Below are 14694 nucleotides of genomic sequence, written 5' to 3'. Positions count from 1 at the left end.
GGAACCGTGCAATACACTACGTTAGGAAAAACGGACCTTAAGGTTTCCCGACTTTGTCTGGGATGCATGACCTTTGGCGAGCCCGATCGGGGAAACCACGCCTGGACGCTGCCGGAAGAGAGCAGCCGTCCGATTATCAAACGCGCCATCGAGGGCGGCATTAACTTCTTTGACACCGCCAACAGCTACTCCGACGGCAGCAGCGAGGAGATTGTCGGCCGCGCCCTGCGCGACTTTGCCCGTCGTGATGACATCGTCGTCGCCACCAAGGTGTACTATCCGGTAGGCGACCTGGCTGAGGGCCTTTCTCGTGCGCAGATCCTGCGCTCCATTGATGACAGCCTCAGACGTCTGAACATGGATTACGTCGACCTGCTGCAGATCCACCGCTGGGATTACAACACGCCCATTGAAGAGACCCTTGAAGCGCTGAACGACGTGGTCAAAGCAGGGAAAGCTCGCTACATCGGCGCGTCGTCTATGCACGCGTCGCAGTTTGCCCAGGCGCTGGATCTCCAGGCGCAGCACGGCTGGGCGCGCTTTGTCACCATGCAGGATCACTACAATCTGATCTATCGTGAAGAAGAACGCGAGATGCTGCCGCTGTGCCATCAGGAGGGCGTGGCGGTGATCCCGTGGAGTCCGCTGGCGCGCGGCCGCCTGACCCGTCCGTGGGGTGAAACCACGGCTCGCCTGGTATCGGATGAAGTGGGAAAAAATCTTTATTCCGGAACAGAAGCCAGCGATGCGCTGATTGCCGAACGTTTAGCCGGGATCGCCGACGATACCGGTGCCACCCGCGCACAGGTAGCGCTGGCGTGGCTGCTGAGTAAGCGCGGGGTCGCGGCGCCGATTATTGGAACGTCGCGGGAAGAACAGCTGGATGAGCTGCTGAATGCGGTGGATATCACGCTGACGCCGGAACAGGTTGCCGAGCTGGAGACGCCGTATCAGCCGCATCCGGTGGTGGGGTTTAAGTAGGCCATCTTTTGTAGGCCGGGTAAGGCGGAGCCGCCACCCGGCAATACAGATCGCACAAACTCACGCGAAGTGATCGTACCCTTTCCAGTCCAGCGTAACCGGCGCACCGTCTTTCACAAACTTCAGCCCTTCGCTCTCCGGCATGATCTGACCGATGCAGGTAAACTTCGCGCCGAGATGCGCTAACGCCACGTCCAGCGTTCCGCGGTTGAGCTCAGGCACCGTGAAGCACAGCTCATAGTCTTCACCACCGGACAGCGCCCAGCGCAGCGCCTGCTCAGGTTCCACATGGCGAAGCAGTTGCTCAGATAGCGGGAAGAGATCCAGATCAACGCGCGCGCCGACGCCGCTGGCCTTCAGGATATGCCCGAGGTCTGAGATCAGCCCGTCAGAGAGATCGATAGCCGAGCTTGCCCGTTCGCGCAGCGCCTGGCCGTGCAAAATACGCGGCGTTGGCCGCAGATGGCGTTTCACCAGATACGCCGCGTCGTCAGCATCTTCAACCGTTAACCGGTTCTGCAGAATCGCCAGCCCTGCCGCGCTGTCGCCCGGCGTACCGGTCACGTAGATCCAGTCGCCCGGTTTTGCGCCCGAGCGCTTCAGCGCGCGGCCGAGCGGCACGTAGCCATGGATCGCCAGCGTCATCGACAGCGGACCGGCAGTTGTGTCGCCGCCAATCAGCTGCATATCGTAATAGCTAAGCTGCTCAAACAGCGCATCGCTAAAGGCTTCCAGCCAGGCTTCATCCACCTCTGGCAGGGTGAGAGCCAGCGTCAGCCACGCGGGATCGGCCCCCATCGCCGCCAGATCGCTGACGTTAACCGCCAGGGCTTTATACGCCAGATCGGCAGGATCGATATCCGGTAAGAAATGACGGCCGCACACCAGGGTGTCGGTGCTGATTGCCAGCGTCTGTTTTTCGGGAATATTGAGAAGTGCACAGTCATCGCCAATGCCGGTTTCAACATCAAGACGAGAGGTTCTGACACGGTCGAAATAACGGGCAATCAGGGAGAATTCGCCGCATGCCATACGTTATGCCTCAGCAAATAAAAGAAAAAACCGGAGCCGCACTACCCGTCAGGCAATGCAGGACTCCGGTTTGCGGATCACTTTTTGTGGGGACGGATCGCAGGTGCTGCTTTATCAAGTACGCCGTTTACAAACTTGTGGCTGTCTTCAGCGCCGAAGGTTTTCGCCAGTTCGATCGCTTCGTTGATGGCCACTTTATACGGCACATCATCACGTTTAGACAGCTCAAACAGCGCGATACGCAACACTGCTTTTTCCACCTGGCCCAGCTCTTCGAGCAGACGGGACAGGTATGGCTTCATCAGGCCATCGAGATACGCGCTATTAGTCGCCACTCCCGACAGCAGTTCGCGGAAGTACAGAACGTCAACGTCTTTCACGTCCTGTTCTGACAGGAACTGGTATTCAACATCAGCGATGTCGTTCTGGGACAACTGCCAGGAGTAAAGTGCCTGGACGGCACATTCACGGGCGCGGCGACGAGCAGCAGGTTTCACGGAATTCCCCTTACAAAAAAATCAGGCCTTGATGGCTTTCAATACATTAATCATTTCAAGCGCGGTCAGTGCAGCTTCTGCACCTTTGTTACCGGCTTTGGTGCCAGCACGTTCGATGGCTTGTTCAATACTTTCGGTGGTCAGCACGCCGAACGCGACAGGAATTTCAGCATCCTGCGCAACGTGTGCCAGACCGTTGCTTGCACCGCCCGCAACGTATTCGAAGTGCGCAGTGCCGCCACGAATAACGGTACCCAGCGCAATCACCGCGTCGTATTTACCGGTTTTCGCCAGCGCGCCCGCCGCCAGTGGCAGTTCGTAAGCGCCTGGAACCCAAACAACGGTAATGTTGTCATCTTTAACCTGGCCGATACGTTTCAGGGCGTCAATCGCACCTTCCAGCAGGCTGTCGTTGATGAAGTTGTTGAAACGCGCAATGGTGATGGCGACGCGAGCGTCCGGGGTAGCTACAGCAGCTTCAATAATGTTCATACTCTTCCTTTACGGGTTCATTTGGCCCCGCAGGGGGGCGGATTTTATCATAATACTTTGCGCACTGCTTCCCTATTTCAGGAGCAATTACGCTGTCGTTAAGTGGAGGCAGACATCCGGACCTACCGGACGAATCTCGCTAAATTTGAGTTGCGGTGCGTCGGCCAGTTTTTCAAGGCCGGGCAGCACAAACAGGCCGCGCGCGTCGTGACCTAAGAGTTTAGGCGCAACGTAAACAAGCAGTTCATCCACCAGCCCGGCCTGCAAGAGCGCACCGGCGAGCGTTGGCCCCGCTTCAACCCAGATGCTGTTCACCTGCTGCTTGCCGAGCAGCATCATCAGCACCACCAAATCCAGATGACCGTGATGCTCCGGCACCATAATGCTGCGCACGCCTTCCGGCCATTCGCGCGTATCTTCTTTAGTGCGGGCAATCCAGGTTTCACCCGGGTGCTGGACGATGCGGTGCTCCGGCGTCACGCGGTTCTGGCTATCAATGATAATACGCAGCGGCTGGCGCAGGTTCTCCTGCGGGTACAGCGCCTGGGTATCGGCATTCAGTTCGTCCCAGCGCACGGTCATGGCCGGATCGTCAGCCAGAACGGTTTCACTGCTGGTGAGGATAGCATGGCTTTGTGCGCGCAGACGTTGCACATCGCGCCTTGCCTGTGGTGAGGTTACCCACTGGCTTTCGCCGTTTGCCATCGCCGTACGGCCGTCCAGCGAGGCGCCCAGCTTGAGCTGAATATACGGGAACCCCGTGCGCATGCGCTTCAGAAAGCCTTTGTTGATCGCTTCCGCGTCCTGCATCATCAGCCCATGGCTGACGTCAATGCCTTCCTGCTGCAGGCGGTACAGACCGCGTCCGGCCACCTGCGGATTTGGGTCCTGCATCGAGGCGACCACGCGCGACACGCCCGCCGCGATCAGCGCTTCGCAGCACGGCGGCGTACGGCCGTGATGGCTGCAGGGCTCCAGCGTGACGTAGGCTGTAGCACCGCGCGCCTTCTCACCAGCCATGCGCAGGGCATGAACCTCAGCATGGGGTTCGCCCGCGCGGTAATGGAAACCTTCGCCCACGATCTCGCCATCTTTAACGATAACGCACCCGACGTTCGGGTTGGGATGGGTAGTAAAACGACCGCGCTTCGCCAGCTTCATGGCTCTCGCCATGTAAATCTCATCCTGCATGAGCTTAATCCTGTAAGCGGGCGATCTCTTCGCCAAACTCTTTGATGTCTTCGAAGCTGCGGTAGACCGAGGCGAAGCGGATATAGGCGACCTTATCGAGCTTTTTCAACTGCTCCATCACCAGGTTGCCGATCATTTTGCTCGGCACTTCACGCTCACCCAAACCACGAAGATAAGATTTTATGTGGTTTAACGCCATCTCAACGTCATCCGCGCTGACGGGACGTTTTTCCAGGGCCTTCAGCATCCCGCTGCGCAGTTTCTCTTCGTTAAACGGCTCGCGCACGTCGTTGCTTTTCACCACGCGCGGCATTACCAGCTCTGCAACCTCAAAGGTCGTGAAACGCTCGTTGCACACCAGACACTGCCGACGACGGCGTACGGAAGACCCTTCGCCCACAAGACGAGAGTCGATGACTTTGGTATCCACAGCGGAGCAGAATGGGCAATGCATACGGTATCCCTGTTATGTGGTTAACTAATTTTCATTTTACCCTGATCTGGCCTGACAACAAAGGAAGAGCTTTTTGAGACAAAGGATCTATGTCTGACACGATGATGCTGGCTACCATTAAGGCGATCCGTTATTTAAAGGAAATAAACGCAATGACAAGACGTTACCTTAAAATTTTGCTGGTGGGGAGCCTCTTCACCCTTAGCGCCTGTGCACAGCAAACCGAAGTCCGTCAGATGAAACAGAGCGTGAATACGCTCAATACGGCGATGGACAAACTGAACAAAGAAACGGTGAAGATCACCCAGCAAAACGCGCTGAACGCCAAATCCAGCAGCGGGGTTTATCTCCTGCCGGGTGCGAATACGCCTGCGCGGCTCAACAGTCAGATTGGCACGCTGAAAATGTCTCTGGTGAATGTGGCGGCGAATGCAAATGGTACTCGCGCAACATTACGCATTCAGGGCGAGTCCAACGATCCGCTTCCAGCCTTCAGCGGCACCGTCGAGTGGGGCCAGATCCAGGGCACCACGGAGAATTACCAGGAGGTGAATGTTAACAGTCAGCTATTCACCGCACCAGCCAGCGTGCTGGCTCCGAGCGATGTTGATATTCCGCTGCAGCTTAACGGACTGACTCCGGAACAGTTAGGTTTCATCCGCATTCACGATATCCAGCCCGCCGCGCAGTAACCCTCCTTTTAGCGGAGTGAAATGTCACTCCGCTAACATTTACATTTCGTATGGATTGGCAACATAAATGATTGCCGCTACAATCCCGCCCGTTTAAAGTACGCAAACGTGAACGCAATCGATTACGCGTGTGAGAGATATGTGAAACAACACATATTTTTGTGAGCAGGGATTCCTATAATAGGCACCGCAGAAACACGAAATATTTAGAAACGCAATTCGCGCATTTTTCACTCCCGAAAGGGAATTTCAATCAGTGGCATGATTATGAAAAAAACATTACTCGCAGCTGGCGCCGTGCTGGCACTGTCCTCCTCTTTCACTGTTAACGCAGCGGAAAACGATAAACCACAATACCTCTCCGACTGGTGGCACCAGAGCGTTAACGTTGTCGGCAGCTACCACACCCGTTTCGGACCACAGATCCGCAACGATACCTACCTGGAATACGAAGCATTCGCCAAGAAAGACTGGTTTGATTTCTACGGCTATATGGATGCTCCGGTCTTCTTCGGCGGTAACACGCAGGCAAAAGGTATCTGGAACCACGGTTCTCCGCTGTTCATGGAGATCGAACCGCGCTTCTCCATCGACAAGCTGACCGGCACCGACCTGAGCTTCGGTCCGTTCAAAGAGTGGTACTTCGCGAACAACTATATCTACGACATGGGCCGCAACGCGTCCGGTCGTCAGAGCACCTGGTACATGGGTCTGGGTACCGACGTTGATACCGGACTGCCAATGAGCCTGTCCCTGAACGTGTACGCGAAATACCAGTGGCAGAACTACGGTGCTGAAAACCAGAACGAATGGGATGGCTATCGTTTCAAAGTGAAATACTTTGTGCCAATCACCCAGCTGTGGGGCGGTAACCTGAGCTACATCGGCTTCACCAACTTCGACTGGGGTTCAGAGCTGGGCGATAAGAGCGGTTACGCAGAGAACGGTATTAAGCAGCGTACCAACGACTCCATCGCCTCCAGCCACATCCTGGCGCTGAACTACGATCACTGGCACTATTCTGTTGTGGCGCGTTACTGGCACAACGGTGGACAGTGGAACGACGATGCCGATCTGAACTGGATGAAAGAAAACGTCCGTTCAACCGGTTGGGGTGGTTACCTGGTTGTAGGTTACAACTTCTAATCAGTGCGGGACTGTGCGGGCTGATGCCCTCACCCCGCCCCTCTCCCGCGGGAGAGGGTGCAAACATTAAAAACGGCAACACACGTTGCCGTTTTGCTTTTACCTCGCCGCCCGGCTTTTTACTGCTTAACCTTGCGCAAAAAATCTGCCAGAGACCTGTCCCCACTCTCGCTAAACCGCCTCTCCGTCTGCAAAATATTGAGGCATCGGTCGAGCCGGAAACAGCGATAGTCATCGCGCCGTTCGCACCACGCAGCCAGCAGCCAGCGCTCTCCCCAGAAGAACAAGCCCAGCGGCTGCACCTCGCGCTTTGAGAGCTGTCCGGCTTCATCACGGTAATGCAGCGCCAGCACGCGCTGGGCGGAAATCGCCTGATGGATCCTGTCAAAATCGCTGCGGGAGTGGCTTTGCATGCAAAAATCCGGGGCGTAGATCCGCGTCTGCTCCGCCTTTCGACGACTCTCCTCGGGCAGGATAGCGAGCACCTTCTCCTGAGCCGACTCCAGCTCGCGCGAAAGCGATTCCCCTCCCCAGGTTTTGAGCAGGCGAATCGCGACGATCAGCGCCTCGGACTCCCTATTTGTCAGCATCAGCGGCGGCAGGTCAAAACCCGACATCAGCCGATATCCGCTCCCCGCCTCACCTTCCACCGGCACGCCGGAAAGCGACAGGTCGCGGATATCGCGGTAGACCGTGCGCTCGGATACGCCAAGCCGTTCCGCCAGATGCGCTGCCGTTGTCAGACGCCTGCCCCGCAGGATCTGCACAATCTGAAACAAACGGTCAGCGCGTCGGGTCATATCTTATTCCGCTCTCAGGCAGGTTGATGGAGGCCGACGCGGTTACCCTCGCTGTCGGTAAACAATGCGATAGTGCCAATGCCATGCGGCAGTTCCAGCGGGCCAAACACGCACTCGCCGCCCGCAGAGGCGATGCGATCGAGCGTGGCCGCCAGATTGTCAGTATGCAGGTAAATAATAGCGCCCTGCAAAGACGGTGTAACGCCGTCAAATTTTGCCAGCGCCCCGCCGGTACCCGGATCCTCATGCGGGAAAACGGCCAGCTCCGCGCAGTCCATTTTCTCGCGACGCAGCGCGAGCTGCATCACCGGCTCATAAAATTTGATAGCGCGATCCATATCCGCGACCGGAATTTCAAACCAGTTAATGACGCTTTTCATACATCCTCCTGCCTGTTGTTTGGGTTCAGAAGGAGTCTACGACAGGGCTCCTGACAGCATAGTGTCAGGAGTGTTTGTCAGGAGCAGATAAAAAAAATCCCGGTCAACAGACCGGGATTTCGATAACGCGCTAAACGTCGCCTTACGGCAGAATGGACGGCTGATCCGCCCCCTCTTTCTCGACCTTCTGCTGGAGCAGGTGCTCGCGCTTCATGCCAAGTTTCAGTGCCAGAGCGGACGCGACGTAGATAGACGACGCCGTACCGATGGTGACACCGATCAGCATGGTCAGCGAGAAGCCTTCCAGTACCGGACCACCGAAGAGGAACAGCATCAGGATCACCATCAGGGTGGTACCGGATGTGATCAAGGTACGGTGCAGCGTCTGGGTCAACGACACGTTAAAGATTTCGTACGGCGTACCGCGACGGATCTTACGGAAGTTTTCACGGATACGGTCAGATACCACGATACTGTCGTTCAGTGAGTAACCGATAACGGACATCAGGGATGCCACAATCGTCAGGTCAATCTCAATGTGGAACAGCGACAGTATGCCCATAGTGATTACCACGTCGTGCGCCAGAGCGATAACCACACCGGCCGCCAGTCGCCACTCAAAGCGGAAACCGACGTATACCAGAATGGAGATCAGCGCCACCAGCAGCGCCATCGCACCGGTCTGCGCCAGATCAGCACCCACGCTTGGGCCGACGAACTCAATACGCTTAACCGCCGCGTTCTGGCTGGTTGTTTCGTTAATCACGCTAACAACCTTACTGCCCAGCTCCTGGCTGCCGTTGGCATCGTGCACCGGTGGCATGCGCACCATGATGTCGCGGCTGCTGCCGAAGTTCTGCAGCAGCGGCTCTTCAAAGCCCGCTTTCTGCAGAGACAAACGCATCTGGTCCATATCGACCGGTTTTTCCAGGGAGATCTCGATGACCGTACCGCCGGTGAAATCCAGACCCCAGTTAAAGCCTTTCACGCCCATAATGACGATGGACAGAATCAGCAGGAAACCTGAAATGCCGAAGGCCCAGTAGTCCCAGCGCATAAAGTCCCAGACTTTACGGCCGTGGTTCAATTGTTCAACAGTATATTCCTGTGCCACAACGCACTCCTCAGATAGACAGCTTTTTGACGCGCTTGCCGCCGTACAGCAGGTTCACGATGGCACGGGTGCCGACAATAGCGGTAAACATTGACGTTGCGACACCGATACCGGTTGTAATCGCAAAGCCTTTGATCGCGCCAGTACCCACTGCATACAGGATAAGAACCTTAATCAGTGTTGTTACGTTCGCATCGAAGATGGAGCTGAACGCGCCTTTATAGCCTTCGTCAATCGCCTGCTGAACAGAGCGACCGTTGCTCAACTCTTCTTTGATACGTTCGTTAATCAGTACGTTGGCGTCGACCGCCACCGCAAGAGTCAGAACGATACCCGCAATGCCCGGCATGGTCAGCGTCGCCCCCGGCAGCAGGGACATAATGCCGATAATCAGCACCAGGTTGGCGATCAGCGCGGAGGTCGCAATCAGACCAAACTTCTTATAGAAGAAGATCATGAACAGGATAGAAACCACCAGACCGGCCAGACACGCTTCCAGGCCCTGCTGGATGTTTTGCATACCCAGCGTTGGACCAATGGTACGTTCTTCAACAATCTGAATTGGCGCAATCAGCGCACCAGCACGCAGCAGCAGAGAGAGCTGACGCGCTTCGTTCGGGTTGTTGATACCGGTGATACGGAAGCTGTTACCCAGACGAGACTGGATATTGGCGATGTTAATCACCTCTTCCTCTTTCACCAGCACCGCACGACCGTTCGCATCTTTCTTACCGCTGTCTTTGTACTCCACGAACAGGGTTGCCATCGGTTTGCCGATGTTGTCCTTGGTGAAGTTAGACATGATGTTACCACCCGCGCTATCCAGCGAGATGTTAACCTGCGGCTGGTTGTATTCGTCCTGGCTCGACGTGGAGTCGGTGATGTGATCACCGGTCAGAATCACGCGTTTGTACAGCACAACTGGCTGACCTTCGCGGGTCTGTTTCACTTCGGAGTCACCCGGAATACGCCCTGCGGCAGCAGCGGACTGATCGACGTTGGAGTTCACCAGACGGAATTCCAGCGTTGCGGTCGCACCCAGAATCTCTTTCGCACGCGCGGTATCCTGGATACCCGGCAGTTCAACCACGATACGGTCAGCCCCCTGACGCTGTACCAGCGGCTCAGCCACACCAAGCTGGTTTACACGGTTACGCAGAATGTTGATGTTCTGCTGAACGGCATATTCACGCGCTTCTTTCAGACGCGCATCGGTCATCACCGCGCGCAGCTGGTTGCTGCCCTGAGAGGTGATCACCAGGTCACGGTGACGTTGGGTCAGGTAATCTACAGCCTGATCGCGCGCCGCGCTGTCGCGGAACGTGATGCTCATGCCGTAGTTATCTTCTTTACGCACGGTGGTGTAAGCGATGCCTTTATCACGCAGATCGCTGCGCAGGCTGTCGATATTCTGTTCCTGCAGCTTGCCGAGCGCGGTATCCATATCCACTTCCATCAGGAAGTGAACGCCGCCACGCAGGTCAAGGCCGAGTTTCATTGGCTCTGCGTTCATCGCAGCCAGCCAACGCGGGGTTGCAGGGGCAAGGTTAAGCGCCACGACGTATTTATCACCCAGCACGCCCATCAGCGCTTCGCGAGCGCGGAGCTGCGTGTCGGTGGTGTCGAAGCGAGCAAGAATTGCACCCTCTTCCAGAGCCACAGACTTAGCGGTAATTTTTTCTTCTTGTAACGTTTTCTGGACCTGGATCAGCGTTTGCTCACTGGCGGCGACACCGCGCGCGCCAGTGATTTGAACAGCCGGATCCTCACCATACAGGTTGGGAAGCGCGTACAGCAGGCCGACGAGAATCACGACGACCAGCATGATGTACTTCCACAAAGGATAACGGTTTAACACGGCAGTTCCCTTTGGGAAAAGTTGGGATTACAGCGCCTTCATGGTGCCTTTCGGCAGAACGGCAGCTACGAAGTCACGTTTGATGACCACTTCAGTGGTGTCGTTCAGGGCGATAGCAATGTAGCCGTTTTCAGCCACTTTGGTTACGCGACCCACCAGACCACCGTTAGTCAGTACTTCATCGCCTTTCGCAATGGAGTTCATCAGGTTTTTGTGCTCTTTGGTGCGCTTCTGCTGTGGACGCAGGATCATGAAGTAGAAGATCAGACCGAACACAACCAGCATCAGAATCAGAGACATCGGGCTGCCCTGCGCTGGAGCACCTGTTGCCGCTACCGCATCAGAAATAAAAAAGCTCATTCAAATTCCCTCATTATTAAAATTAATCAACGTTCAACGGTGGAACATCCCGCCCCTGACGTTGGTAGAAATCGGTCACGAAGCTCTCTAATTTACCCTCTTCGATAGCCTTACGTAAACCAGCCATTAAGCGCTGATAATAACGAAGATTATGAATGGTATTGAGACGCGCGCCCAAAATCTCGTTGCAACGATCGAGATGATGCAGATACGCGCGGGAATAATTGCGACAGGTATAGCAATCGCACTCGGAATCGAGCGGGCTGGTGTCACTCTTATGCTTCGCGTTACGGATTTTCACCACGCCATCGGTAACGAACAAATGGCCGTTACGCGCGTTGCGGGTTGGCATGACGCAGTCGAACATATCAATGCCGCGGCGTACGCCTTCAACCAGATCTTCTGGTTTTCCCACGCCCATCAGGTATCGTGGTTTATCCGCCGGGATTTGCGGGCAGACATGTTCCAGAATGCGGTGCATGTCTTCCTTCGGCTCACCCACAGCCAAACCGCCGACAGCGTAGCCATCAAAGCCTATCTCTACCAGACCTTTAACAGAGATATCGCGTAAATCTTCGTAAACGCTGCCCTGGATAATGCCAAACAGCGCATTTTTGTTCTGCAGGGAGTCAAAACGGTCACGGCTACGCTTCGCCCAGCGCAGGGACATCTCCATGGAGCGTTTTGCGTAATCCCAGTCGGCAGGATACGGCGTACATTCGTCGAAGATCATCACGATGTCAGAGCCGAGATCGTACTGAATCTCCATCGATTTTTCGGGATCGAGGAAAATAGGATCGCCGTTAATCGGGTTACGGAAGTGTACGCCCTGCTCGGTGATCTTGCGGATATCGCCCAGGCTGAAGACCTGGAAGCCGCCGGAGTCGGTCAGAATCGGACCTTTCCACTGCATGAAATCGTGAAGATCGCCGTGGAGCTTCATGATCTCCTGACCCGGGCGCAGCCACAGGTGGAAGGTATTGCCGAGGATAATCTGTGCGCCAGTGGCTTCTACTTCTTCCGGCGTCATCCCTTTTACGGTGCCGTACGTGCCCACAGGCATAAACGCGGGGGTTTCCACCACGCCGCGATCAAACACCAGGCGACCGCGACGCGCGCGACCGTCGGTGGTATCAAGTTCAAATTTCATTTTTTCTCCGACGTCAGAAAAACAGTCCAACGTTGTAAAACGGTGCCGCGGACTTATTCCCCGACACGCTCATTCAAAGCCAGCGGATTGTACGTGATAAACATCGCGTCCCCGTAGCTAAAAAAGCGATATTTTTGTTCTACCGCAGACTTGTAGGCCGCCATCGTATGCTGGTAACCGGCAAATGCCGACACCAGCATAATCAGCGTTGATTCAGGCAGATGGAAGTTGGTCACCAGCGCGTCAATCACTTTGTACTGATAGCCCGGGTAGATAAAGATCTGCGTATCGCCGAAGAACGGCTCAATAAGATCGTTCTTCGCTGCCTGCGCGGCGCTCTCGAGTGAGCGCACGGACGTTGTACCGACCGCCACGACGCGGCTACCGCGCGCTTTCGCCGCCAGCACCGCGTCCACCACGTCCTGAGGCACTTCGGCGTACTCAGAGTGCATGATGTGATCTTCAATGCTGTCCACGCGCACCGGCTGGAAAGTCCCCGCGCCGACGTGCAGCGTCACGAACGCCATCTCCACGCCTTTCGCGCGCAGTTTCTCCAGCAGCGGCTCATCAAAATGCAGGCCCGCGGTCGGCGCCGCGACGGCGCCAGGCTTCTGGCTGTAGACGGTCTGGTACAGCTCGCGGTCGGCCTCTTCATCGGGACGCTCAATATACGGCGGCAGCGGCATGTGGCCGATGACGTTCAGGATATCGAGCACCGTGCGCTCGTCGTTGAACTCCACCTCAAACAGCGCATCGTGGCGCGCGGTCATGGTCGCTTTGATGCTCTCATCATCGCCCAGCAGCAGTTCAGCGCCCGGCTTCGGCGCCTTGGAAGCGCGAATATGTGCCAAAATACGTTTATCATCGAGCATACGTTCGACCAGCACTTCAATCTTGCCGCCGCTGGCCTTACGGCCAAACAGGCGCGCCGGGATCACGCGGGTATTGTTAAAGACCAGCAGATCGCCAGGGTTGAGCTTGTCGAGCAAATCGGTGAAAGTACCGTGCGTCAGCTCGCCCGTTGGCCCATCCAGTGACAGTAAGCGACAGCTGCTGCGCTCAGGCATGGGATAGTGAGCAATCAGGGATTCAGGTAGTTCAAAGGAGAAATCGGCGACGCGCATGACGTATACTCGTGACTTAAAAACAGGCGGCATAGTCTAGTGCTCACACCCTTTTGCTGCAACAACTAGCCGCCCCCGGACAAATAAAACGCATGAATTTTCTCGCTCACCTGCATCTCGCTCACCTCGCTGACAGCTCCCTGTCCGGCAATTTGCTGGCCGATTTCGTACGCGGCAACCCCGCTGAGGACTATTCCCCTGAGGTTGTCGACGGGATTTTTATGCACCGCCGCATCGACGTGCTGACGGATAAGCTGCCGGAAGTGACGGAAGCCAAAGCGTGGTTTCGCCCTGAAACGCGCCGCGTTGCGCCGATCACGCTCGACGTGATGTGGGACCACTTTCTGTCGCGCCACTGGGAACAGCTGTCGCCGGAGATGCCCTTGCCGGCGTTTGTGCGCTATGCCCACCAGCAGGTGTCGATCATTCTGCCCGACTCGCCGCCGCGCTTTGTGAATCTGAATAACTATCTGTGGTCGGAACGCTGGCTGGAGCGCTATCGCGATATGGACTTCATCCAGAGCGTGTTGAACGGGATGGCGAGCCGCCGCCCGCGGCTGGATGCGCTGCGCGACTCCTGGTATGACCTGGATGAACATTACGATGCGCTGGAAGCGCGTTTCTGGCAGTTTTACCCGCGCATGATGGCGCAGGCGAAAAACAAACAGCTGTAACAGAATTCACATTGATAGGTAAAAGCTGGCGGAACGATTGTCACCACCTCTTTGTCTTATCCATGAACACTCTCTATACTGGCTCGCGTTGCGTTCCAAATAACCTTAGTATCTACAGGAGAATCATATGGTTCTGGTAACTCGTCCGGCTCCGGATTTTACAGCTGCAGCAGTTCTGGGCAACGGTGAAATCGTTGAAAACTTCAATTTCAAACAGCACACCAACGGTAAAGCGACCGTTCTGTTCTTCTGGCCAATGGACTTCACTTTCGTTTGCCCGTCTGAGCTGATCGCATTCGACAAACGTTATGAAGAATTCCAGAAGCGTGGCGTGGAAGTTGTTGGCGTCTCCTTCGACTCTGAATTTGTACACAACGCATGGCGTAACACCCCTGTCGACAAAGGCGGCATCGGTGCGGTGAAATACGCAATGGTTGCGGACATCAAACGCGAAATCCAGCAGGCTTACGGTATCGAACATCCGGACGCTGGCGTTGCGCTGCGTGGTTCCTTCCTGATCGACGCAAACGGCATCGTTCGTCACCAGGTTGTGAACGATCTGCCGCTGGGTCGTAACATCGACGAAATGCTGCGCATGGTTGACGCGCTGCAGTTCCACGAAGAGCACGGCGAAGTGTGCCCGGCTCAGTGGGAAAAAGGTAAAGAAGGCATGAACGCGTCTCCAGACGGCGTGGCTAAATACCTGTCTGAGAACGTATCCAGCCTGTAATCGGCACGGTTTACGAAAA

At 55.9% G+C, this 14694-nt stretch carries 17 protein-coding genes; 5 read left to right on the top strand and 12 right to left on the bottom strand.

What is annotated here, in order from left to right; translation table 11 throughout:
• Positions 1-6 precede the first annotated feature (6 nt).
• Positions 7-981 (top strand): aldo/keto reductase, encoded by a 975-nt coding sequence (locus tag LA04_RS03030; RefSeq protein WP_047650425.1) that lies wholly within the window; start codon positions 7-9, stop codon positions 979-981.
• A gap of 60 nt (positions 982-1041) precedes the next feature.
• Here LA04_RS03030 and thiL read toward each other — a convergent pair whose 3' ends face one another.
• The 5 genes from thiL to nrdR all read right to left on the bottom strand — a co-directional run bounded on the left by thiL (position 1042) and on the right by nrdR (position 4647).
• Positions 1042-2013: a thiamine-phosphate kinase gene (thiL, locus tag LA04_RS03025; protein ID WP_033144764.1), complete on the bottom strand. Its 972-nt coding sequence runs from the start codon at positions 2011-2013 to the stop codon at positions 1042-1044.
• A 77-nt stretch (positions 2014-2090) separates the two neighbouring features.
• Complete coding sequence (gene nusB / locus LA04_RS03020; RefSeq protein WP_006809908.1) at positions 2091-2510, bottom strand: transcription antitermination factor NusB; 420 nt, start codon at positions 2508-2510, stop codon at positions 2091-2093.
• A gap of 21 nt (positions 2511-2531) precedes the next feature.
• On the bottom strand, positions 2532-3002 hold the full coding sequence (gene ribH / locus LA04_RS03015) for a 6,7-dimethyl-8-ribityllumazine synthase (RefSeq protein WP_006176874.1): 471 nt from the start codon (positions 3000-3002) through the stop codon (positions 2532-2534).
• Positions 3003-3089: 87 nt separating this feature from the next.
• Entirely contained in the window at positions 3090-4193 is a 1104-nt protein-coding gene (gene ribD / locus LA04_RS03010; protein WP_047650424.1) for a bifunctional diaminohydroxyphosphoribosylaminopyrimidine deaminase/5-amino-6-(5-phosphoribosylamino)uracil reductase RibD, read from the bottom strand.
• A 4-nt stretch (positions 4194-4197) separates the two neighbouring features.
• Positions 4198-4647, bottom strand: coding sequence for a transcriptional regulator NrdR (nrdR, locus tag LA04_RS03005; RefSeq protein ID WP_008503337.1), 450 nt, complete (start codon positions 4645-4647; stop codon positions 4198-4200).
• Positions 4648-4799: 152 nt separating this feature from the next.
• Here nrdR and LA04_RS03000 point away from each other — a divergent pair, with 152 nt between their 5' ends.
• Positions 4800-5339 (top strand): DUF3251 domain-containing protein, encoded by a 540-nt coding sequence (locus LA04_RS03000; protein WP_047650660.1) that lies wholly within the window; start codon positions 4800-4802, stop codon positions 5337-5339.
• Positions 5340-5606: 267 nt separating this feature from the next.
• A complete protein-coding gene (locus LA04_RS02995; RefSeq protein ID WP_047650659.1) occupies positions 5607-6485 on the top strand; it encodes a nucleoside-specific channel-forming protein Tsx in 879 nt (292 codons plus the stop codon).
• A 119-nt stretch (positions 6486-6604) separates the two neighbouring features.
• On the opposite strand, the gene LA04_RS02990 is transcribed toward LA04_RS02995, so the two are convergent.
• From LA04_RS02990 to queA, 7 genes are all read right to left on the bottom strand, one after another.
• On the bottom strand, positions 6605-7285 hold the full coding sequence (locus tag LA04_RS02990; RefSeq protein ID WP_047650423.1) for a helix-turn-helix transcriptional regulator: 681 nt from the start codon (positions 7283-7285) through the stop codon (positions 6605-6607).
• A 14-nt stretch (positions 7286-7299) separates the two neighbouring features.
• Complete coding sequence (locus LA04_RS02985) at positions 7300-7665, bottom strand: VOC family protein (protein WP_023310553.1); 366 nt, start codon at positions 7663-7665, stop codon at positions 7300-7302.
• A 142-nt stretch (positions 7666-7807) separates the two neighbouring features.
• Complete coding sequence (gene secF / locus LA04_RS02980) at positions 7808-8779, bottom strand: protein translocase subunit SecF (protein ID WP_024906803.1); 972 nt, start codon at positions 8777-8779, stop codon at positions 7808-7810.
• Between the two features lie 10 nt (positions 8780-8789).
• Positions 8790-10637, bottom strand: coding sequence for a protein translocase subunit SecD (secD, locus tag LA04_RS02975; RefSeq protein ID WP_071787442.1), 1848 nt, complete (start codon positions 10635-10637; stop codon positions 8790-8792).
• 27 nt (positions 10638-10664) lie between these two features.
• On the bottom strand, positions 10665-10997 hold the full coding sequence (gene yajC, locus LA04_RS02970; RefSeq protein ID WP_003859109.1) for a preprotein translocase subunit YajC: 333 nt from the start codon (positions 10995-10997) through the stop codon (positions 10665-10667).
• Positions 10998-11019: 22 nt separating this feature from the next.
• Positions 11020-12147 (bottom strand): tRNA guanosine(34) transglycosylase Tgt, encoded by a 1128-nt coding sequence (tgt, locus tag LA04_RS02965; protein WP_003859110.1) that lies wholly within the window; start codon positions 12145-12147, stop codon positions 11020-11022.
• 53 nt (positions 12148-12200) lie between these two features.
• Positions 12201-13271 (bottom strand): tRNA preQ1(34) S-adenosylmethionine ribosyltransferase-isomerase QueA, encoded by a 1071-nt coding sequence (queA, locus tag LA04_RS02960; RefSeq protein ID WP_047650422.1) that lies wholly within the window; start codon positions 13269-13271, stop codon positions 12201-12203.
• A 92-nt stretch (positions 13272-13363) separates the two neighbouring features.
• On the opposite strand from queA, the gene acpH reads away from it, so the two are divergent.
• A complete protein-coding gene (acpH, locus tag LA04_RS02955) occupies positions 13364-13945 on the top strand; it encodes an ACP phosphodiesterase (protein WP_047650421.1) in 582 nt (193 codons plus the stop codon).
• A 127-nt stretch (positions 13946-14072) separates the two neighbouring features.
• Positions 14073-14675 (top strand): peroxiredoxin, encoded by a 603-nt coding sequence (locus LA04_RS02950; RefSeq protein WP_014168840.1) that lies wholly within the window; start codon positions 14073-14075, stop codon positions 14673-14675.
• The last annotated feature ends 19 nt before the right edge of the window (positions 14676-14694 follow it).

This window comes from Enterobacter sp. UCD-UG_FMILLET, from assembly GCF_000762975.1.
In the GTDB taxonomy this organism is placed as follows: domain Bacteria; phylum Pseudomonadota; class Gammaproteobacteria; order Enterobacterales; family Enterobacteriaceae; genus Enterobacter; species Enterobacter dykesii.
The sequence above is the reverse complement of the archived record's forward strand: the minus strand, read 5'-3'. Positions and strand labels throughout refer to the sequence as shown.

What these genes read in the sequence shown, in the direction of transcription:
- LA04_RS02950 (WP_014168840.1), top strand. Translation starts at nt 14,073, where the DNA reads ATGGTTCTGGTAACTCGTCCGGCTCCGGATTTTACAGCTGCAGCAGTT.
- ribH (WP_006176874.1), bottom strand. Translation starts at nt 3,002, where the DNA reads ATGAACATTATTGAAGCTGCTGTAGCTACCCCGGACGCTCGCGTCGCC.
- ribD (WP_047650424.1), bottom strand. Translation starts at nt 4,193, where the DNA reads ATGCAGGATGAGATTTACATGGCGAGAGCCATGAAGCTGGCGAAGCGC.
- nrdR (WP_008503337.1), bottom strand. Translation starts at nt 4,647, where the DNA reads ATGCATTGCCCATTCTGCTCCGCTGTGGATACCAAAGTCATCGACTCT.
- yajC (WP_003859109.1), bottom strand. Translation starts at nt 10,997, where the DNA reads ATGAGCTTTTTTATTTCTGATGCGGTAGCGGCAACAGGTGCTCCAGCG.
- LA04_RS02985 (WP_023310553.1), bottom strand. Translation starts at nt 7,665, where the DNA reads ATGAAAAGCGTCATTAACTGGTTTGAAATTCCGGTCGCGGATATGGAT.
- thiL (WP_033144764.1), bottom strand. Translation starts at nt 2,013, where the DNA reads ATGGCATGCGGCGAATTCTCCCTGATTGCCCGTTATTTCGACCGTGTC.
- tgt (WP_003859110.1), bottom strand. Translation starts at nt 12,147, where the DNA reads ATGAAATTTGAACTTGATACCACCGACGGTCGCGCGCGTCGCGGTCGC.
- LA04_RS02990 (WP_047650423.1), bottom strand. Translation starts at nt 7,285, where the DNA reads ATGACCCGACGCGCTGACCGTTTGTTTCAGATTGTGCAGATCCTGCGG.
- LA04_RS03000 (WP_047650660.1), top strand. Translation starts at nt 4,800, where the DNA reads ATGACAAGACGTTACCTTAAAATTTTGCTGGTGGGGAGCCTCTTCACC.
- LA04_RS02995 (WP_047650659.1), top strand. Translation starts at nt 5,607, where the DNA reads ATGAAAAAAACATTACTCGCAGCTGGCGCCGTGCTGGCACTGTCCTCC.
- queA (WP_047650422.1), bottom strand. Translation starts at nt 13,271, where the DNA reads ATGCGCGTCGCCGATTTCTCCTTTGAACTACCTGAATCCCTGATTGCT.
- acpH (WP_047650421.1), top strand. Translation starts at nt 13,364, where the DNA reads ATGAATTTTCTCGCTCACCTGCATCTCGCTCACCTCGCTGACAGCTCC.